Annotated in this window: 16 protein-coding genes and 1 tRNA gene; 9 read left to right on the top strand and 8 right to left on the bottom strand. The window is 42.5% G+C overall.

The window, feature by feature from the left end; all coding sequences use genetic code 11:
- Positions 1-16: 16 nt before the first annotated feature.
- Together FWE23_02420 and FWE23_02415 are read right to left on the bottom strand one after the other, a co-directional pair.
- Positions 17-2137 carry a DNA gyrase subunit B gene (locus tag FWE23_02420; protein MCL2844290.1) on the bottom strand — a complete coding sequence of 707 codons (2121 nt, stop codon included), beginning with the start codon at positions 2135-2137 and terminating at the stop codon, positions 17-19.
- 183 nt (positions 2138-2320) lie between these two features.
- Positions 2321-4504, bottom strand: a complete 2184-nt coding sequence (locus FWE23_02415; GenBank protein MCL2844289.1) for a response regulator — start codon at positions 4502-4504, stop codon at positions 2321-2323.
- 178 nt (positions 4505-4682) lie between these two features.
- Between FWE23_02415 and FWE23_02410 the strand changes: the two genes are divergently transcribed.
- The 9 genes from FWE23_02410 to FWE23_02370 all read left to right on the top strand — a co-directional run bounded on the left by FWE23_02410 (position 4683) and on the right by FWE23_02370 (position 13450).
- Positions 4683-4759, top strand: a tRNA-Pro gene (locus tag FWE23_02410).
- Positions 4760-4986: 227 nt separating this feature from the next.
- Complete coding sequence (locus FWE23_02405; protein MCL2844288.1) at positions 4987-6297, top strand: AAA family ATPase; 1311 nt, start codon at positions 4987-4989, stop codon at positions 6295-6297.
- Positions 6298-6347: 50 nt separating this feature from the next.
- The gene (gene proB / locus FWE23_02400) at positions 6348-7466 is read left to right on the top strand and encodes a glutamate 5-kinase (GenBank protein ID MCL2844287.1); all 1119 of its coding nucleotides are present in this window, start codon (positions 6348-6350) and stop codon (positions 7464-7466) included.
- Positions 7467-7480: 14 nt separating this feature from the next.
- Entirely contained in the window at positions 7481-8008 is a 528-nt protein-coding gene (locus tag FWE23_02395) for a YqgE/AlgH family protein (protein ID MCL2844286.1), read from the top strand.
- A 76-nt stretch (positions 8009-8084) separates the two neighbouring features.
- Entirely contained in the window at positions 8085-10076 is a 1992-nt protein-coding gene (locus FWE23_02390) for a hypothetical protein (protein ID MCL2844285.1), read from the top strand.
- A complete protein-coding gene (locus FWE23_02385) occupies positions 10076-11326 on the top strand; it encodes a hypothetical protein (GenBank protein ID MCL2844284.1) in 1251 nt (416 codons plus the stop codon). Before FWE23_02390 ends, FWE23_02385 begins: the two co-directional genes overlap by 1 nt.
- Before the next feature lie 26 nt (positions 11327-11352).
- Entirely contained in the window at positions 11353-11733 is a 381-nt protein-coding gene (locus tag FWE23_02380) for a hypothetical protein (GenBank protein MCL2844283.1), read from the top strand.
- A 104-nt stretch (positions 11734-11837) separates the two neighbouring features.
- On the top strand, positions 11838-12446 hold the full coding sequence (locus FWE23_02375; GenBank protein ID MCL2844282.1) for a prepilin-type N-terminal cleavage/methylation domain-containing protein: 609 nt from the start codon (positions 11838-11840) through the stop codon (positions 12444-12446).
- Between the two features lie 20 nt (positions 12447-12466).
- Entirely contained in the window at positions 12467-13450 is a 984-nt protein-coding gene (locus FWE23_02370; GenBank protein MCL2844281.1) for a prepilin-type N-terminal cleavage/methylation domain-containing protein, read from the top strand.
- On the opposite strand, the gene thiC is transcribed toward FWE23_02370, so the two are convergent.
- From thiC to FWE23_02340, 6 genes are all read right to left on the bottom strand, one after another.
- Complete coding sequence (gene thiC / locus FWE23_02365) at positions 13447-14730, bottom strand: phosphomethylpyrimidine synthase ThiC (GenBank protein MCL2844280.1); 1284 nt, start codon at positions 14728-14730, stop codon at positions 13447-13449. The two genes, FWE23_02370 and thiC, sit on opposite strands and share 4 nt — an antisense overlap.
- A gap of 97 nt (positions 14731-14827) precedes the next feature.
- Positions 14828-16525 (bottom strand): ATP-binding protein, encoded by a 1698-nt coding sequence (locus FWE23_02360; protein ID MCL2844279.1) that lies wholly within the window; start codon positions 16523-16525, stop codon positions 14828-14830.
- Positions 16526-16643: 118 nt separating this feature from the next.
- Positions 16644-17306: a hypothetical protein gene (locus FWE23_02355; GenBank protein MCL2844278.1), complete on the bottom strand. Its 663-nt coding sequence runs from the start codon at positions 17304-17306 to the stop codon at positions 16644-16646.
- Between the two features lie 143 nt (positions 17307-17449).
- Positions 17450-18649 (bottom strand): reverse transcriptase domain-containing protein, encoded by a 1200-nt coding sequence (locus FWE23_02350; protein MCL2844277.1) that lies wholly within the window; start codon positions 18647-18649, stop codon positions 17450-17452.
- Positions 18649-19248 carry an HRDC domain-containing protein gene (locus FWE23_02345; GenBank protein MCL2844276.1) on the bottom strand — a complete coding sequence of 200 codons (600 nt, stop codon included), beginning with the start codon at positions 19246-19248 and terminating at the stop codon, positions 18649-18651. Before FWE23_02345 ends, FWE23_02350 begins: the two co-directional genes overlap by 1 nt.
- Before the next feature lie 158 nt (positions 19249-19406).
- Positions 19407-21743, bottom strand: a complete 2337-nt coding sequence (locus FWE23_02340) for an InlB B-repeat-containing protein (protein ID MCL2844275.1) — start codon at positions 21741-21743, stop codon at positions 19407-19409.
- Position 21744 lies beyond the last annotated feature (1 nt).

Raw genomic sequence — 21744 nt, 5'->3', positions numbered from 1 at the left:
CCAAATTAAACTTACTTTACGCGTCAATGTCCGCTTTGTCGGCGTTTTCTTCGATAAATCTTTTTCTCGGCTCTACTTCTTCGCCCATAAGCGTCATAAATATTCTGTCCGCTTCAATAGCGTCTTCAATAAACACTTTTTTCAGATAACGCGTTTTTTGATGCATTGTAGTTGCCGAAAGCTCTTCGGGGTTCATTTCTCCGAGACCTTTGAAACGCGAAACTTTTACGCTTTTACTCTCTTTGAGATTATTCTCTTCAATAACTTTTTCTTTTTCTTCTTCCGAATGAACATACTTATCGATTTTCCCTGCTTTAATTCTGAAAAGCGGCGGACAAGCAATATAAACGTGCCCTTCTTCGATAAGTTTAGGCAGTTTTCTGTAAAAGAAAGTCAAAAGCAACGTGCGAATGTGCGCCCCGTCAACGTCGGCGTCGGTCATAATTATGATTTTGTTGTAGCGAAGCGTGTTCATATCGAAAGTATCGCCAATTCCGCACTTAAAAACGCGGAAAATCATATCCTCGATTTCTTTGTTCATCAAAACTTTGTCAATTCGCGCCTTTTCCACGTTGATAATTTTACCGCGCAAGCAGAAAATCGCCTGAGTTTTGGGGTTTCGTCCGCGCTTTGCAGTTCCGCCCGCCGAATTACCCTCAACCAAGAACACTTCGCGCTCTGCAAAAATTTTGCTGGTGCAATCCGTAAGCTTTTCCGATTTTCCGCGACCTTCCCTTACCACTTTTCTAACGTTTTCCTGCGCGTTTCGAGCCGCTTCTCTGGCAATCGCCGCATTTACTATTTTATTGCAAATTTCTTCCGCGATTTTCGGATTTTCCTGAAGATACGCGCCCAAACTTTCCTGCACGTTTTTATTCACGATTGCAGAAACGCCCGAATTTCCCAATTTTTGCTTTGTCTGCCCCTCGAACTGAGGCTCGCTGAGCTTCACGCTGACAACCGCCGTAAGACCTTCCCACAAGTCCGCGCGCTCAATTTTGATTTTATCTTCTTTTTTCGCCTTTTCGTCTTTTTCTTTGCCTTTTTTCGCCTTGCCGTCTTTCTGCTTTCCTTTGAGCGCTTTAATATTTTCGCGGTTTTCGTCGATATATTTCTCTATCGTCGCCCAAACGCCGTTTCTGAAGCCCAAAAGGTGCGTTCCGCCGTCGCGGGTGTTTATGTTGTTGGCAAAAGAAAACACTCTTTCGTCGTAGCCGTCGTTATACTGGAAAGCGACATCGAGCTCCATACCGGGTTCCACGTGATTAAAATGCACGGGATCGGGAAGCAAAAGCTGTTTTTTCGTGTCCTCGTCAAAAGCAATCTCGCCTGTTTCGGCATTTACGTGCGCGCCGTTGAGGTATTTTACGTAGTCGATAATTCCGTTGGGAAAGCAAAACTCGTGCCTTGTCGGCTCTCCTGCAATCCTTCCCGTCCAAAGCGGGTTTTCTTTGCCGTCTTCCAATTTTTCACGCACGCCTTCGGGAGTATTTTCACGCTCGTCGGTAATCAGAATTTTTATTCCTTTATTAAGGAACGCTTTTTCGCGAAGAGAAGTCGTCAAAATCTTGAAACTGTATTTTGTTTCTTCAAAAATTTGCGGGTCGGGATAAAAGCTTATGGTCGTTCCGCGCTCGGTGGTCTCCCCTATCACTTTAAGGTCGTCTTTTTTGTCGCCACGCTCAAATTCCATTTCATAAATTCTGCCGTCGCGTTTTATTTCGGCGCGCATATAATACGAAAGCGCGTTAACGCAACTCGACCCCACCCCGTGAAGTCCGCCCGAAACCTTATAGTTGGAATTATCGAATTTTCCGCCTGCGTGAAGCGTGCAAAGCACCAATTCCAAAGCGGTCATATTTTCTTCTTTGTTCCAGCCAACGGGAATTCCGCGCCCGTTATCCTTTACGGTTATTCCGTTATTCGCGTGAATTACAACCTCTACCCTGTCGCAATATCCCGCCAACGCTTCGTCAATGGCGTTATCTACAATTTCGTAAACCAAGTGATGAAGTCCTGCCGACCCTGTTGAGCCGATATACATTGCGGGGCGTTTTCTGACCGCCTCAAGCCCTTTTAGTGATTTAATATCATCCGCGTCATAATCCGAATTAATTTTCTTTGCGTCATCAGACATTTCTTTTCCCTTTCACGCTCTCCAAAAAGCACATATATTATATTGATTTCTATAAATAAAATACTATATGCCGATAATCAAATGCGATTTCGGCGCAATATTTAGTATATTTATGGGAAGATTTTTTTTGACAAATCTTTTGTCTCTCATTTTTTTTGTATCTGAAATTTTCTCTTCTTGTTTTTATGTTTTGTTAGGCAAATATTTGCGCAATTTTTCAAAAACTATGTCGTAATCAAGCGGCTTGGCAACGTGGTCGTTCATACCCGACTTCAAACATCTTTCTATATCTTCTCTGAACACATTGGCAGTCATAGCGATTATAGGCACTGTTTTTGCCTGCGGAATGTCGCTCATTGCTCTTATGCGCTTGGTTGCCTCGTATCCGTCCATTTCGGGCATTTGCACATCCATAAGAATTAAATCGTACTTTTCGGGAGCGGCGGTAAATTTTTCTATCGCTTTTATACCGTTTTCTGCGCATTCCACTTCAATTTGGTCTTCCTCGAAAAGAGCCATAAATATTTCGCAATTAAGCAACACATCCTCTACCAGCAAAACACGATAGCCGCTGAAATAACCGACTGATTTGGCGAATTCTACCTCCGTTATCGGTTGAGACTGCTCCGTTCCCAAAAATTCGTCCAAAACACCAATCAATGCAGACGGGAACAACGGTTTTTGCAAAAATCTGTCTAAGGTCATTGGAGTGCCCCACTCTATTTCGCTTAATTGGGTTGATGAAATCAAAATTACAACCGATTTGTCTGACTCCGCAAAGCCTCCATCTTTTAACTTATCGCTTAGCGCTATTCCATCTATGTCGGGCATTTTCCAATCAATAATATAAATATCGTAAGCTCCGTTTTTATTGACAATGTCAAGAGCTTCTGCGCCGCACAAGGCTGTATCGCACGAAATACCGAAACCCGACAATATTTCTTTAACATACTCCACGGCGTCGGGGTCGTCGTCCACTGCCAATATTTTTATGTTGCTTTTAACGCCGCCGTAAAAAGTTTTGCGCGCACCCTCTCCCCGCTTCATAACAAGAGTAAAGCTGAAAGTCGCACCACTGCCGAGTTCGGATTCCACGTTGACTTTTCCGCCCATCATTTCCACAAAGCTCTTTACAAGCACCAAGCCAAGCCCCGTTCCGCCAAATCTGCGAGAAGTGCTTACTTCCGCTTGCTGAAAGGAGGTAAATAATTTTGACAACTGCTCCTTGCTCATACCAATTCCGCTGTCCTTAACCTTAAATAGTATTGTACAATTGTCATTTTCTTCGCCTAAAAGAGAAACTTCAAGATGAATTTTTCCGCCTTCGGGAGTAAACTTTGTCGCGTTAGAGAGTAAATTTGTAATAACTTGCGCAAGTCGGTGGTCGTCTCCAATAAGATTTGTAGGAATATTACAGTCGATTTTTACCGACAAATCCTGCTGTTTTTGTCCCGTGGAAAAAGTTATCATATTAACCACACGTTGCAACATTTTCTCAAAATCAAAATTCTCCTCGTGAAGTTCCATTTTGTTTGCCGCAATTTTCGCCATATCCAAAACATCGTTAATTAAGCCTAACAAGTGCTTGGAAGCGTCCTCTATTTTTGAGAAACAATAGTCTTTTCGCTCAATAGCATTGGCATTTTTCCCGATAGAAGACATACCTATAATAGCATTCATAGGCGTACGGATTTCGTGGCTCATATTCGCCAAAAATGCGCTTTGACGCTTTTTTTCCTCGTCGGAATTTCTTCTTGCCATATCTATTTTAAGCAAACCGACAATTAAAACCAGCGCAAAAATAACACTTATAATTCCGAGAAACAACATATTTTCCGTCATACGTTCGTAATACATATTTTTTGGAGCGGCAAAACCCAAATATTTGCCGTTTGGAAGTTGCCTAAGGAACACTATGTACTGTCCGCCCGTAATATAATGATACATTACACGCCCCGAAATATCTACTCCGGCAAGTAAATCATCTGCAAAAACCGAGACGGGGATTTTAGGATTTCTGATATTTAAGCCTATAAAGTAAGGATTAGGGTGAACAAGCACATCTAAATCTTCCGATAAAACCATTCCGATACATCCCTGCACATTCGCTGAACCTGACATATATTCCCATAATTCTTCTTCGGAAATCCCTATTTTTTCCGTCGCTATTGATATGTGCTCTTGCCATAGATAAAACATACTTTCCATATTCCGAACCAGATTGCTTCGGATGGTGTTGCCAATAAAAATATAACTTGAAATAAACATAGCCAAAAAAGCCAACACCGTAAAAGTCGCCTGCATAAGCAACGGACGTTCTCGTGAATACGAGTCTAAAAAATTTGAAATTCTATTAAAAATAAACACTTGTCCCTCTTTGGTAAATTATCGCACCGACACAATAATTTTCATTTTTACTGTCGGTAATATACTATATTTCTCAGTATAGATTTTAAAGAAAATCACCAAAATTCATTTTTTTTCTGAAATTACCCTTTTTGCACCGTGATAAATATTATTTTACTGCCGCAAAGTTTAATTTTGTCGGAGTGTGGCGCAGCCTGGTAGCGCACTTGCATGGGGTGCAAGGGGTCGGTGGTTCAAATCCTCTCACTCCGACCATTAAAACTTTTATTCTTGTTTCTTTAGAAAATCTCAAAACAAAAATCTTACTATTTTTATTGTTTTTACTGTATATATTTTGAACTGAAGGTCTAAAAATATGCATTTTTATAAAATTCAAGGTCTGAAAATATGCGTTTTTACAAAATCCAAGGTCTGAAAATATGCATTTCCGTTTTAGCATATAGTATATTATGGCTGACAAAGCGGATTTTACGGAGGTTTGTATGAAAAGAAAAATAATCGACGATTACTTAAGATGGAAAATTCACAAAAAAAACGAATGCCTGCTTGTTCGCGGAGCGAGACAGATAGGAAAAACACATTCTATTGAAACTTTCGGCAGAGAATATTACAAAAGTTTCATAACGATAAACTTTTTTGAGACCCCCGAATTAAAGCAAGTCTTTGAGGGCGAATTGTCGAGCAATGAAATTCTAAGTAAAATTTCACTTAATTTCCCGAACTTCAAATTCATCGAGAACGAAACGCTTTTGTTTCTCGATGAAATTCAAGAATGCCCGCAAGCAAGAACAGCGCTTAAATTTTTGGCGCAGGACGAGCGTTTTGATTGCATTGCTTCGGGCTCGATGCTCGGAATTTCATATAAGGAAATTTCGTCGGTTCCTGTCGGATACGAGCGGCAAATGGAAATGTTTTCGTTTGATTTTGAGGAATTTCTATGGGCAAAAGGAATATCAAATGAGGTTATAGCAGGTATAAAAAAATACTATACCGATAAAAAACAAATTCCTGCGGATATGAACGACACAATGATAAAATATTTGCGGGAATATTGCGTTGTCGGCGGAATGCCCGAAGTTGTAAAATGCTTTATTGAAACGGGAAACTTTGCTCAAGTCCACGCCGTTCAACAAAAAATATTGGACAGCTATTTGGACGACATAGCAAAATACGCCTCTGCAAGTGAGCGTCCGAAAGCACGAAATTGTTATTTATCAATTCCAAAACAGTTGGCAAAAGAAAATAAGAAATTCCAGTTTTCGGTTGTAGAAAAAAAGGGAACTTCGAGAAAATACGAAAACACACTCGAATGGCTTCGAGACGCGGGGCTTATTAAATTCTGCACAAACGTATCGCTTCCGAAATTCCCTATAAACGCCTACGTCAGAGACGATTGGTATAAAATTTACTGCACGGACATAGGAATTTTAACTGCAATGTACGGCTTTGAAATGAAAAAAGCAGTTATAGAAAACACTCTTGCAGGACCCGTTAAAGGCGGTATTTACGAAAATCTTGTCGCAGATATGCTCTCAAAAAAGAAATTGGGACTTCATTATTACAAACCCGAAAATAACAGTCAAGAAATAGAGTTTTTACTGGTAAAAGAGAGCGACATAATTCCCGTGGAAGTAAAATCGGGGAATAATGCAACTGTTTCACTTAACGAATTTATAGAAAAATTTCAGCCCCCGTATGCCATAAAACTGATTTCGGGAAACATAGGAATTGCAGACAAGAAAATTTCCTACCCGCTATATATGACAATGTTTTTTGAGGAAAGGGTGGCATAGTTGTTGCCCATAACGTATTTTCTTCTCAAAACAACGGAGAAAATACACAAATGATAAACCGTAAAGAAATTAAAAAGCCAAAATTGGCGGTCATAAAAATCGGAAGCAAAATTCTTGCGCCACAAGACGGAAGCGGGCATATTGCACGCATTTCTGCAATCGTTAAAGCCGTGTCCGATTTGATTTCGGACGGAATTGACGTTATTTTAGTGAGTTCGGGAGCGGTGGCAAACGGACGTGCAGTGTTGAGACTAAAAGAAAAGCCCAAAAGCATTTCACTGAAGCAGGCGTGCGCGGGAGTGGGGCAAATCGAACTTATGAATTTATATCGCGCACAATTTGATAAATATTCTATGCCAATCGGACAAATTTTGCTTTCTTGGAGCGATTTTCGAGACAAAAAACGCTACCTTAACCTGCGAAACACGCTTTTTGCGATGCTTGAAAACGGCATTGTTCCAATAATTAACGAAAACGATTCGGTAAGCGTGGACGAAATAAAAATCGGCGACAATGACACTTTGGCGGCGCAAATTGCACTTCTTGCAGACGCCGATTTGTTTGTTGCTTTAAGCGACATAAACGGACTTTACACCGACAATCCCAAGAAAAATCCCGAAGCAAAACATATTCCCGTAATAGAAAAATTCGACGACGTTCTGCGTAAAGGCGCGAGTTCCGAGGGAACAGACGTGGGAACAGGCGGAATGGCGACAAAACTGCGCGCCGCAGAAATGGTGTGCAAAGCGGGAATTTTTGCAATTGTCGGCGACGGCTATAACAATGACCCTATAAGTGTAATAAACGAGCAAAAATTCGGGACGCTTTTTTATCCGCAGGGCGAAAAAATGAACTCGCGCGACCGATTTATTGCCTTTGCCGATGAAACCGAAGGAAAAATCTCGGTTGACGACGGAGCAAAGCGCGCACTTATCGCAGGAAAAAGTTTGCTTGCCGCAGGAATTTTGGCTGTAAGCGGAGAATTTGACGAAGGCGACGCGGTCGAAATCGAGAATGACGGTCGCGTATTTGCAAAGGGAATTGCAAGCTACTCAAGCGACGAAATTGAGAAAATCAAAGGAAAAAAGTCGGCTGAAATAGAAACACTTTGGGAATTTTATCACTGTGATTTTGTTATTCACAGCAACAATATGGTAATTTTACAGTAAAAAAGGAGGTAAATATGCGCATAAATACACAAGTGAAACAGGGCGATTTATTAGTCGCTTCCCCGGAAATGGATGACACATATTTTAAGAACACTATAATTTTAATTGCAGGAATAGACGAGCAAGCTGCCGCAGGTTTTATCTTAAATCGTCCGACAACAATGCCTGCAAGCGAACTTTTTGACGGTTTGGACGAATATTACAACAACTTGCGACGACGAATGTTTGTCGGCGGTCCGGTCGATGACAACACACTTCATCTTATCGCGCTCGGACACGAAGGCGGCAAAGAAATAGTCCCCGGGCTCAGAATGGGCGGACGTTGGGAAAGCGTAGAAGAAATGCTGTCCAGCGACGAATACGAAAACCGTATTTTTCTTGGATATTGCGGTTGGGGCGCAGAGCAACTCAGAAACGAAATCAGGAGCGGTTCGTGGCTTATTTTTCGGAGCAATTCTATGACAGACGTATTCAACGAAATAGATAACGGAAATATGCCGACAAGCCTCAGCGCCATAGCGATTTTAAATGAGTTTGCGTAAATTCAAGATTTTTTCGCAAGTTTATTTTGGCAAATAATATTTTCGTGGCGATTATTTATGTAAATTCGGAGAAAAAATGACAAAATCGGCAAATTGCTTTTTCTATATTTCGCTAATTTCGGCGCTATTACTGCTTTTTTCCTGCTCAACCGACGACACGAGCAGTTTGGGACGTTCCATCATAGAAAACAGGTCTCAAGACAGTCTACGAGCAGGAGAATTCAGAACGGATATGCTCAAAAGGGGTCGTTTCGGAAGTGTGGTGGACGCGTTTTCGGGAACGCATACTTACGACGACCATTTACGCAACAGAGGATTTTCGCCGTCAATGTGGGCAATCGGAAATTGGCAAAAAGATACGACGATACTCAGGCTCAGACATTTCAGCAACGTAGATTCTCTGAGAATAAGCCATTATTTGCAAAGGCTCGCAAGGGACACCAATATTGTAGAGCGTTCTATTCAGGCAGAACTTGTTTGGACAAATCTTACAGGACTTAATTCTTTCGATGACGCGAATGTCGAAATAGGCGTGATTTTCCCCGGAATTACCGGCGATACCACATCGCTGTTTTTCCCTGTTAACAATGTTCTCTCAAGACCGAAAAACACAAACGGGATTATTTCGTTAGACATTGATTCATACCTGCTTTACGAACGCGACTCAGTGCCGGCGACAGGAAAAATTGCCAGAGATTCGGCTTATATCACTCGTTTTAATGCAACTTTCACCGATTTTGTCGATACCATCAGAATTGATTCTGTTTACAGAAGAATTAACGGAATCTGGGAATATCAACGAAACGACCCCGAAAACAATACAGATACAACAAAACGCGCCGACCGCGACAGACGTATATACTTCACAAGCGACACCCTTGTCGGTTGGCGACATTTTGTCCCCGCAACGCTTTTTAACAGTGTTGATACAAGCGAGGCAAACGTTATTCGTCTTTCTCACGGCGATAGCTTACGAGTAATAATAAGAAGAGAATCCGATACTACTACCGAAGCAGGCGCCGTTTTTAACAATGTCAGAACTTGGGCGCAAAGCGGCGATACGCTGGTGTTTCAAAGAATTACCGACAGATTAATTTTTGAGTGGGCGGATACGGTTGTTTTTCGCAGTGCTTCGGGAGTACGTCCGACAGAATTAACCGAGGCTACTATGGAGACCGAACTAATCAGGTTTACTACGCGTTTTATGACTGCGATAGACAACGAACAACCGATAGGCAACAGAAAACCGATAGCGGACACGCTTGTACAAACAGGTAAAAAATACATAATCGGAGTTCACGAAACAAGAGTTTCTCGAAGCACCGACAGTACCAATTTCGGCGGTATGGATTTGTGGTATATGGTAAGAAACAGATTGCTCAGAGACACGCTTGATATGTACGTGCGAATAAACGAACGCAGTCGCGAGAGTGTTTTACATATTTCAAATCCGTTCCTAAGGGTTTCTTATATAACAGAAGGAGCAAGAGACAGCGCACGAACATTTGTAAACATTCCTTTCACCGAAATAAGCGTAATACCGAGAAGCGCAGATACTCTGCAAATCAGCACCCCCAAGCGCGACAGTATTCCTATTATCTCAGCCGCAATGCAGAGATTTGCGAAAATTGACTTGGATTTCAGTAAATTTTTCGACACAATAACCGACCAACGGTTTTTACACATCGGACTTGCGGATTTGCATTTACCCATAGACAGAGCAGGAACAGATTTCCCTGTTCAATACGGCGATTCCATTCCGATAAACGCGATAATTACCGAAGAGGAACTCACACCCGAGAAGATTTTTGCACTCTCGTCGAACGATAAACGACTGAGAAGAGTAAGCGTTGGGCGCGTTCATCGTGATTCTAATATGCTTAATATCCCAATTATTGAGACAATCAGTGATTTTGTGCGATACCACGAGATTTACAATAAACCTGCGCCGCAAAACGCATTCCTGTATTTGTGGCTTGACGGGCACAGAATGGGAAGAGTATTATTTGATAAAAGCAGACCCGTAAATTTCACTTATATTTTGCAAACAAGAAGGGATGGTGAATAATGAAAAAGATTATTGCAATATTATTGTTTTTGGTATCGGTTTCGTTTGCGCAATCGCTTTTGAGCCTTCGTTATCCTACGGGAACACAATTCCCGCTGACAACAACCGCCGCGCGAATGGGCGGAACAGGGGCGGGTCTCAGCGAGCCGTATATGATTTCTTCGCTCAACCCTGCAAACCTCGGCACAATAAGACAATCGGTATATAGTTTATCAATAAATTCCGACCGAAGACGTATTTTTGAGGGCGACGAGTCTGTATTACTAAGTTCGTTTTCGCCGTCGTTTATAGGTTTTGCGTTTCCTATGGGAAATGCGGGAACTTTTGCGGCAAGCTTCAAACAAAGCGGCGCAAATCGCTTTTCTTTTCAGGGCGATACGTTGACGTGGAGAAACGAGACAAATTCAAACGATACGATTCTGATGTTTCAGAAATTCGACAACCATATTGCGCTTTCCAACTGGGAATTGGGCTGGGGAAGGGAATTCTTCAGACGGGTTTCCGTGGGGCTCTCATATCAATTCGGGCAGTACAAAAACCATTTTGTGCGAAGCGATGTTATGCTCAGAACAGGCGTACAATCGGGACTTGACTCAATATATTACAATCAGGCAAGCTCGTCTGTCAGCGGTGGATTTTTGCTTCGTATAAGACAATTAGGCTTCGGCGTAAGCGCTGTATATCCTTTTATAGGCGACCTTCGCTCGCAAGAAAGCGTGAGAAGATTAGAGCAAAACCAACACGGCGAATTCAATGTGCTTGCTAATCCCATAAAATTAGACACAACATACCGACTTCAACTTCCGCCGTCGGGAATTATCGGAACATCTTGGACGTTTAACCAGAGATTGAAAACGGCATTAGATTTTTCGTTGGCTTTGTGGGATGCCTATTATTGGACAGACGCGCCAAACCTCATATTTGATGACGGCGAACTTCAAAACGCATTTGGTGTAAGTGCGGGGGTAGAATTTATTCCGCAACCAAATTTGCTTTCGGCGCGCTATTTTCAGAAGGTGCATTACAGCGGAGGACTTGCTTTCCGCCAACTTCCGATTGACGGCGACTGGGAAGGTTCGGTGTCCGTGGGCTTAGGACTGCCGCTCGGTGGTATGGGTATGCTTGATGTATCCGTCGAAACGGGAACACGCAGAAGCAGAACGGAGAGCGACATTAAAGAAAACTTCGTTCGCTTGAACTTCGGAATGAGCGGCGGACGTGCTTGGAGACCAAGCGGAACTCAATTTTAATAAACCTTAAAAAGCGTAGGTTAAATATGAGAAAATATCTTTTAGTTTTTCTGATTTCATCAACACTTGCCATATTAACGCCGTTTGCATTTTGGCTTTTGGCGCGTATTAAAGATATGGGGAGTTTTATCGACTACCTTACTAAAACGGGTTTCAGCGATTATCTTGTTATGTCGGGCGCTTCGTTTTTTGTAATAGGAATGATAATCTCGCTTGCCGCAACCTCGCGCTGGCACTACTACCGCCATCTGAGAAGCAAATTCAAGGGCGAAATTCAAGACGATACCGAATTTGAGGCAAAAGAAAAAAAGCGAAAAGTGCAGATGTGGTACGGAATTATGATAACTATTTCTGGCATAATAGTTTTTGCATTAAGCGGATATTTGGCGCTGAGAACAGTTATTTAATCGGAAAATTTCACAAAATTTATGAATTTAGGGCGATTTTTACATTTTCGCATTGACAAATCATTTATATTTGCAGTAGATATGTAATATAGAGGAGGAAAGTTATGCATTCCAATGTCAAAAAAAACAACGGCGGTTTCACACTCGTCGAATTGATGATAGTAATAACAATAATTATGATTTTATCGACGACAGTAACCCTCAGCATAAGCAACTTCGTCCTCGAAAGAAGAGGCGAAGTCCAAGTCGTCGCGTTTTACAACCAACTGAAAACAATGAGAACATTCGCTCAAAGAGACGATGCAATGTATGTTCTCAGATTTACTAATAATGCCGCCGCAGCAGGCACTCCGATGCCTTTCACTATTACCAGACACAGACCGTCGCCGACAGTACCGCCAATACCAGAGGCGGTAGATGGAGTAGCTGTGCCGAATTTATTCTCAGACCAAGCAGTTGTGTCAGGCGCATTAAGAGCAAGTGCACTTACCACTGCAACACTTACCACCCCGAACGGAAACATTGTTGCTGTCACTGCTTGGGCGGAAGGTATAGTTTTTCAAAATGACGAAATCGGAACAATAGGTCAAGGGGCGGTCTTTCTGAGAAACCCTAATATAAATGACATAAATTATGTAATAGTTCGTCCCGCGCGGATAAACGAAATTCAATTATGGCGACAAAGAGGCGGTGGCGCTTGGACACAATTGTAAAACCAACGAAAGGACGTATTATGAAAAATAACAGCGGTGCCACGCTTGTGGAACTTATGGTATATATGGTTGTCGGGCTTATTGTAATAACCGCGGCATTTCAATCAATCGCCCGCGGAACAAGAGGCTATCAGCACGGAAGACAAGTTTCGAGAGTGCAAGGCGATGCCCGTACAGGCGTTGCGGTAATAGCAAGAGACATCGCCACAATGGGTTTTAAGACGCATTTTATAACTGTCAACAACGCTCCACCAGTTGCAACAATAAGTGATTTCGGTTATACAGATGTAAATGAAATAGTAGGTGCTGCCAGAATTGTACCGTTAACAGCAGCGGATAGCCAAAGCCAAGCAGCGTTTTTCTTTCACCCAAACCAAAGATTAACACTGCCAATCCCTGACACTCTTCCGCTAATTCCTCCTATGGCTGCAAGTCCCAACAATGTGGGTGATATGCTTGAATTTTTCAGAATAAGAGTAGATAATACAGGAGAACTACAAACAAGAGAACGAGTTATTTATTTTCTTGACGAAACGAGCAACGAAATTGTTCGTGCGTTATTTACTTGGACGCCAACAACACCTTTAGTTGGCATACTCCCTGGCAATTGGATTCGCACAGACGAAACAGTTATCGTATCAAACGCGGTAGCTCTTAAATTTCGCTTAGGCAGAAGAGGCATTTTTGACCAAACAAGTCCTGCTTGGAATGCCGCACAGGATAATTGGATATCCTCTAATCCTCCTATTCCACCTACAACTCGACGAGACCAAGTCCGCCACGTTGAAGTGTCAATTCTTGTAAGAGCAGAAACATCAAGCAACGCGCCGCACGGAGTAGGTCAATATATGGCGGGAGATACTCCCATATTGGTTAATAATACGACTGACGCGGCAGGCGAATTCAGAAATCATATTCATCGTTTGTATCGACAAACTGTAGAAGTCCCGAGCAACGCAAGACCGTCATTAGCTAATACTGAAAGACCGCCGAGAGCGCTTTAATCTTCTATCTTACTCGACCTCTTCATTGCGCAGAATTCGCCGCACATTGAGCAGGCGTCGCTACTTTCTCCGCTGAGTTTCATCGACTCGCGATAACGGCGCGCCTTTTCGGGGTCAACGCTTAATTCATAAACCTTTTCCCAATCAAGCGATTTTTTTGCTTTTGAAATAGCGTTGTCTCTTGCAACGGCTTCGGGGCGACCTTTTGCCAAATCGGCGGCGTGCCCTGCGATTACAGAAGCAATTACTCCCTCTTTTACGTCTTCAAGCGACGGCAAACGCAAATGTTCGGCAGGTGTGAGATAGCACAAGAAATCCACGCCCGCAAGCCCTGCAAGCGCGCCGCCAATCGCTCCTGCGATGTGGTCATAGCCGAGCGAAATGTCGGTGACAAGAGGTCCTAAAACATAAAAAGGCGCGTTTCTGCAAAGTCGTTTTTGGATTTGAATATTGGTAATCACTTGATTTAACGGAACGTGTCCCGGTCCCTCGACAAAAACGCCTACGCCTTTTTCGCGCGCTCTGTCCACAAGTTCGCCCAAAATCGACAGTTCTTCGATTTGCACTCTGTCGGTTGCGTCGGCTGTTGCTCCAGGGCGAAATGCGTCGCCGAGCGAAATTGCAACGTCGTATTCTTTCAGTATGTCGAGCAGGCGGTCGTATTGTTCGTAAAGCGGGCTTTCTTTTTTGTTGTAGTGTATCCATTCCATAATTATTGTACCGCCGCGCGAGGTTGCACCTGCAAGACGTTTGACTTCGTGAAATCTGCTTACTGTTTGTTTATTTACGCCGCAGTGTATGGTCAAGAAATCCACGCCCTGTTTGCAGTGGTCTTCGATACACTCAAACATATCGTCGGCGGTTAAGTCCAAAACACTCTTTTTGGCGGTTGTCGCACGGAACACCATTTCGTAAAGCGGCACCGTTCCAACGGCGACAGGACATTCGTCCATAAGTTTAAGGCGGATTGCTTCCAAATCGCCCGCGGTCGATAAATCCATAATGGCGTGCGCTCCGTATTGAACGGAAACGCGCATTTTTTCGAGTTCGCTTTCAATATCCACCTGCGACGACGACGTCCCGATGTTTGAATTAACCTTGATTTTTGTCCCCTCGCCCAAAACAAGCGGTTTTATGTTTCGCAGTTTATTTTTGACGATAACAATAGTTCCGTCCGCGACTTTTTTTCGCATTGTCTCAACATCAACGCCTTCCATTTCGGCGCACATTTTTAATTCGTCGGAAATTATTCCTTGCCTTGCTTGTTCTATTCTTGTCATTCTGTCCTCTGTATCTTTTTGTGTTTTTATTAAATTCAAGGTGAAATATACTAAATTCCCAAGCTCGGTGGCGAAAGAAAAGCGTTTTGTTGCGGCATTATAACTCCTTTGCCTCGTAATCGCCTTTTCCTTGAAAAACAATAGCGACAAATTTAAGATTGCTCCTGTTTGCAAAGCGCGGGTCTTTTTTATATTTTTCTATTTGCTTTGCGGCGTCGGAAAACTTCTTGTCTTTTTCGCTTTTGGAGGCGCCTGTTTTTACGTATTTCAATTCAAAAACGTACTCAAATTTAATATCGGCGACAGAGTGGTGTTTTTGGAAATAAATGTCGGAATAACCGCCGATATTTTCGTTTTCGGAAATCGGATGATATAAACCGCTGTCAGCTACAGTTGCAAGCATCATAGATTTGATATATTTTTCATCAAAACTCGTAAGGTCTCTGTTTGAAAGGAGTTTTAAGCGGTGTTCTGTGAAGAAGTCCAAAAACGATTTGAAATCACATCTATACGCCATATCTCTGATTGTTTGAATAAGTTCTGTTTTGTTTACAGCTCCCTTTTCTATTGCCTGAGCATAAAAAATCACGTATTCCCAATAGAGTGTTTTTATCGAATAATTTGGAATTTTCAGGTATGTTTGCCCCTCTACAACTTTGTCGATTGTCAGCATTCCCAAATAAAACAACAGAGAGACAAAATATTCTTCATTTTCAAGCTGGTTTTGCGAGAAACTTGAAATGACATTGCCAAAAATTCCGCCGTCCCGTATTATCTGAAGCAATTTTTCCCGATTTCTTTCACTTCCCGCAAGGCGTTCCAAGCGCCCTGAATCTGTTTTCAAATTTGTATCGACAATTTCTTTGGGCGACCTTCCCGATATTTTAATTTGGTTAAAGAAAAACAAAACCATTTGAGAATTATACACTTTATTCTCGCCGTCTTCATCAAACAAGTAGCCGTTATAATAGGTCTCCATATCGACTTCTATTAAATTCCTGTCGATATTTGTTTCGTCTATTATCCACTCGACTTCTTCTCGCGTGAAACCAAACATTTCGTTGTATTTGGCAAACAAACTTAAATTTGCCGCAATATTAAATCCGCTTGTTAAGTCTGTTGCCATCATTGGGCTTATACCTGTGGCAAACATTCGTTTAACGACAGATTTTGTTCCTGCTTTTAACAATTCATAAAAAGCGCGAACAACGCCGCTTTCTTTTTCCGTCTCTTTTTTATACGCCTCGCCCATCGCTATAAGATTATTGGCAAAACTGTCGTATTCGTCTATTATAACAAAAAGTCCGACATTGGCAACGGTTGTCGCTCTGTAAATAAGGTCTATTGCTCCAAGTCCGAGAGTTTTTGCGTCAAGAGCGTCTAATGAAGTTTGGGAAACAGACAAAATATCTTTATATCTGTCAAAAAATAACGCCGCAACTTCCTGCACTCTATCCAAAAATGATTTTCTGAAAATCTCGTGTGTTCTTACGTCTAATCCCGAAAAGTCAAATTGAATAACCGCGTATTTTCCCTGTTCTGGCGTCGAATTCTTGCCAATGTAAAGATTTCCGAACAGGGTTTCAAATTTATCTTTTTTGTTTATATCGTAATAATTTTCCAATACGGACAAAAACAAACTTTTTCCGAACCTGCGCGGACGGACAAAGAATTGGTAGCGACCATTTTCGTTTTCCAAATATTCAATGAAACGGGTTTTATCGACGTAGGCATAGCCGTCTTCTATCAAATCAGCGAAATTAGATATACCATACGGTAATTTTTTGAAAGACATAAACCCCTCCCGCTTTAATCCTTATTATATATTATAAGGAAAATACTATTTGCCACAGGTAGAATGCGCCGATACTTTCAAAAACGTATGCCCGTTGTTTGAAAAAAAAGACAATTTCTTATCGCCTCTTCCCCAAAAAAACACCGAAGCCGAGATTTAATGAAAATTGCCTTATGGTGAACGGGTAGCGGTCTATTTCTTTTCTCGGCTTGTCGCCATAGCGACCGTCGTAGAAGAAATATTCTACAAATTGCGACTTCTGCCGGCTGTATCCCACGCCGAAATCAAGCAAAAATCTGTTGCGGGTAAAAGATATTCCAAGTGTCGGCTCAAAGAAAAAACCGCCTTCAAAATAATAATCGGTGGAAAATATTCTTTCTTTCATAGGGGCTAAAGAATTTCCGAGTTTTACGGCACCGAATATTTGCAAAAAATCGCCGTATATCGGAAATTGTCCGCGGATTTCGCCGAAAATCGGGATGTAAAACATTTCTGCGGAAAAATTATGCGCTCCCCAAGCGGAGTAAAAAGCGTGCAATTCGCTTACGCTTGTCCCGCTTCCAACGCCGAGAGATAAATACTCGTTTATATTTTTGCGAAAAACAAGAAGAACGCGTCCGCCTTTTACATTTTCGTCAAAATCGTAGAAACCGTGTTCTCTGCCGTCAAGGATTATCTTTCCTGTTAAATACGAGATTTGGGACGACAGTGAAAAGCCTTTATTTGCGGAAACGAAAGGCGCAAACAATAAAATCAATGATAAAATTATACGCGTGTGCATATTTTCCCTTTCTTTTTTTTACGACATATATAAAAGCCCACTCGGCTTTCGAGAAAACCTACTGACCGAGTGTGCTGTCGGCAAAAATGCCTTTCTGTTCAACCGTGGCTGAGCGGAGCCGAAGCCGCGGTTTGGATATTTGCCTATTCATATTGTCTTGTCTGCTTTATGCAAAGACACTTTGAGTTGAAGGCTACGCGAAACCCGTTGTTGTTCCACCTGTTCGACGGATTGTCGTTGTTGCGGATGGCAACACGGCAATTAGACGCATTGTTGTTCCAACTGCCGCCGCGTATTACGCGATTCGAGCCCATCGGCATATATCCTTGTTCGTTTACCATTGCAGGGCGTATGCAATACGCCCCTACGATTTTTCGTCTGAAACTTAAAGAATCGGCGAATTGGGCAAACGCAAACAGGGGTCTTGTGTGCGCGGAGAATTCTTCTTGCGACCACTCACCGTTCTTTAAATTCGATATATAAGTTTTACATTTTCTCACAAATCTTTTTTTACTCGTTTTATTAAGGCGAACGAAATTCGGAAATAAAACATAGCCCAAAAACGATAATCCGCATTTATTCGCGTTCAAAACTATAGGTTTTTGCGGCAGACTAAGTTCGTCGGTCAAAAAATCTCTGAATTTTTTTGCATTTTTCAAAAGTTCTGTTTTGTCGTTGCCCCACAAAACCATATCGTCCATATAACGAACATATCCTTTTATGCGCAGTGTTTGTTTTGCAAATCTGTCGGCAAATGCCAAATAAAAATTTGCGAAATATTGCGATACCAGATTGCCTATCGGAAGCCCGCGGTTTTCGCTTGCAGAATAGCCGACAATAATTTTTCTAAAAATTTCCAATAAACCACCGTCCTTAAAAAGACGTTTTAATTTATCCGATAAAATATTATGCGGAATGTTGTCAAAGTATTTTCGGCAGTCCATTTTGCAGAAATATTTGTATTTTCGGGTATAATCTTTTGCCCGCTCCAAAGCCGCGTATTGCCCTTTGCCGATACGTGTGGCAAAACTGTCTTCTATCTGAAATTTTTCAAAATACGGATGGCAAATATTCATTATGGCGTGATGCAAAACCCGCTCGGGAAAACTTGCCGCGCAGATTGTTCGCTCTTTCGGGTCGTAAACCTTAAAATAATTGTAATGTCCTATATCTAAATTTCCTAATAATATTTCTTTTTGTAATTTTTTTATATTTTCGTCAAAGTTTTTCCTGAAAGCAATAACGTCGCGCGAATGCTCTTTGCCTTTGCGCGATTTGTAAAATGCAAGGTGCAAATTATCGATGTCGGCGATTTGTTCGATTAAAAAACCTGCGCGTTTCATTAAAACAACTCCTGTTGGGTAGTTTGTAGGGGCGGGGTCTGCCCGCCCAAATTGTCGTCTGTTTGCGCTTTTGGGCGGGCAGACCCCGCCCCTACGTTGTTTATCTCGTTATTCTCGGGCAAAAGATTTTTTGCCCCTACATTATCAGCCGCGTATTTTTCAACTAAAATTTTGCCGTATTTTGTTGCGCGTTTTTCGCCTATTCCGTTTATTTTGGAAATATTTTGCTCGTTTCTTTCGGGCAGGCGAATTATTTCGGCGAGTTCGGCGTCGGTAAATACGTTGTAGGGCAAAATTCCCTCTTCTTTGGAGATTGCCATACGGGCTTCCTTAAACTGTAAAAACATTTGGTATTCCTGCTCCGACAAAATTTCCTTATAATTCGGTTTGGGTTTTCCCGAAAAACTTTGCTGAGCGGGCAAATATTTTTTTGTGGCGTCGATAATGTAGCGAACGCAAAAACTCCAATAACCGCCTTTGGCATTGTCGTAAAATTTCTGCTCTACTTCCAATATTTTATGGTTGCCTAAAAACTTATTCAAATCTTCTTGCAACGTCCCGTCGTCTGTCGCGGGAATTGTAAATACTTTAACTTGCATTTTTTCTCCTTAAAAATTTTTCCGCCCTAAAGGGCGGAGAGTGTTTCGTGCTTTTCCTTTGCCCGCTTACGCTTGTCAAATTCCCTATACACGAAACACATTTTTCTTTCTCTCTTTCTTTTTTTTAACTCAAAGTGTCTTTGCTTGTGCAGACAAAATCAATCTGAATTGAAGGCTACGCGAAACCCGATGCTGCTCCACCCGCGCGACGGATCGTCGCCGTTGCGGAAGGCAACACGGCAAAAAGACGCATTGCCGTTCCAACTGCCGCCGCGTATACCGCGACTCGAGCCCGTTTCAGGTCCCATAGGGTCAACCACGGAAGCCGAAGTCATACTGCCCCACCAATCGTTTGTCCACTCCCAAACATTGCCACTCATATCGTAAATTCCCAATTCGTTGGGTAATTTTTGTCCGACTGCTTGAGTACGACCACCATTACAACAACATACTCCAAACCAACCAACCTCGCTCAAATTGTTGCTACCGCTGTAAATAAATCCTTGGCTCAAATTACCGCCTCTTGCCGCAAATTCCCATTCCGCTTCGGTCGGTAAACGTCCGCCGACACGCTCTAAAAAACCGTCGGCGGCATTTATATCGTTCCAACTTACTTGCTCTACAGGATTATTCGCAGTAGATACAGGGGCTACATTTGTAGCAAGACCGCCTCTGAAAAAAGATGGATTTGTCCCCATTACTGCAAAATATTGTGCTTGCGTTATAGGATATTTGCCTATCCAAAAACCTTGTGTTAAGCTCACTTCACGCGATACCGAATTACCAAAATCCGTGCCGCCTTGTGTGAAAGTGCCCGCTCCGACAAATATTACTTCGATGCCGTTTATAACGCTGTCCACGCCGTCGGACAATTCCCATCTTGCCCAAATCATTGTGTTTTCGGTTATGGGGGTGTCAAAATCAAATACTTCGCCGCCTGTTTGAGAAGTGTACCAATCATCGAAAAGCCATTTACCTCGCGTGGGGTTTGTTGCGGGTCTTGTCGCCGTTGCGCCGTTCGCAACAGACTGATTATTAGTGTTTGAATTACCAACTCCGCGGTTAAGATTAAAATTTACTATGGGGTTTACTATCCATCTCGCCCAAATTGTTGTATTTTCGGCTATGGAACTGCTGAAATCAAACACATCGCCGCCCGTTTGAGAGGTGTACCAATTATCGAAAGTAAAGCCGTTTCTCGTCGGATTTGTCTCGGGGCGAACTATCGACTGTTCGGGTGCGACCATCCGATTTACAATACTCGTATTACCATCGCCGCCATTTAAGTTAAAACTCACGATAGGGTTTACTATCGGTATCCATCTCGCCCAAATCATTGTGTTTTCGGTTATAGGGGCGACAAAATCAAATACATCGCCGCCTGTTTGAGAAGTGTACCAATCATCGAAAGTAAAACCGTTTCTCGTCGGGTTTGTCTCGGGGCGAACTATCGACTGAGCAGGGGCAACCATCTGATTTACAATGCTCGGATTACCTGCACCGCCGTTAAAATTGAATATCACGGTATTCATTGGCGTCCATCTCGCCCAAATCGTAATATTCTCGGTTATGGAACTGCCGAAATCAAACACAATGCCGTCCGTTTGAGCGGTGTACCAACCATCAAAAACAAAACCGCCTCGCGTTGGATTTGTATCGGGACGAGCCGCCTGTTGAGCGGAAATAATCGACTGATTGCCGATACTCTCATTGCCTTCGCCACCGTTTAGTTCAAAACTTACCGTATATTTCGGTATCCAGCGAGCAAAAAGAGTTATGTCGGCAGGTAAAACAAACGGAGAGTTTATCCTCATACCGCCGCTCGCCGAACTAAACCAGCCGTCAAAGGCAAAGCCGTCTTTCGTCGGAATCGGCAAATCTATGGAAGTTTCGATATTCTCTGTCCGCGAACTCGGCTCCACAATGCCGCCGTCTGCGTCAAATATTACGCTGACCTGCCGTATCCATCTCGCCCAAATTGTTGTATCAGCCGTTATCGGAGTAGCGAAATCAAAAACATCTCCGCCTGTTTGCAAGCTGAACCAATCGACAAAAGCAAAGCCCGTCTGCGTTGGATTTATTTCAGGGCGAACTGCAAAATCTCCTTCCAAAACCGTCTGATTTTGGGTGCTGAAATTACCGACGCCGCCGACCAAATTAAAAATTACGATGTAATTTGGTATCCAACGAGCAAAAAGCGTGGTGTTATCCGTCGGCAAGAACGGCGAATTTACTCTCGTGCCGTCTTGCGCCAAAGTAAACCAGCCGTCAAAAGCAAAGCCATCTTTCGTCGGAGTAGGCAAAAGAATACTGCTGTCTGCTTCTATTCGTATCGAAGCAAGATTATCCCCGCCTTGCACGTCAAAACTTACGGTATGCCAAACTTGTTTATCTTCTTCATCGGAAGAACAGCCGCCCGCAAAAAACAAACAGGCGGCAAAAAACAGTATGATGGCGAAAAATTTTTCGCCCCTACATTTTTGTATCAATTTCATA

This window comes from Chitinivibrionia bacterium, from assembly GCA_009779925.1.
In the GTDB taxonomy this organism is placed as follows: Bacteria; Fibrobacterota; Chitinivibrionia; order Chitinivibrionales; family Chitinivibrionaceae; genus WRFX01.
The sequence above is the reverse complement of the archived record's forward strand: the minus strand, read 5'-3'. Positions and strand labels throughout refer to the sequence as shown.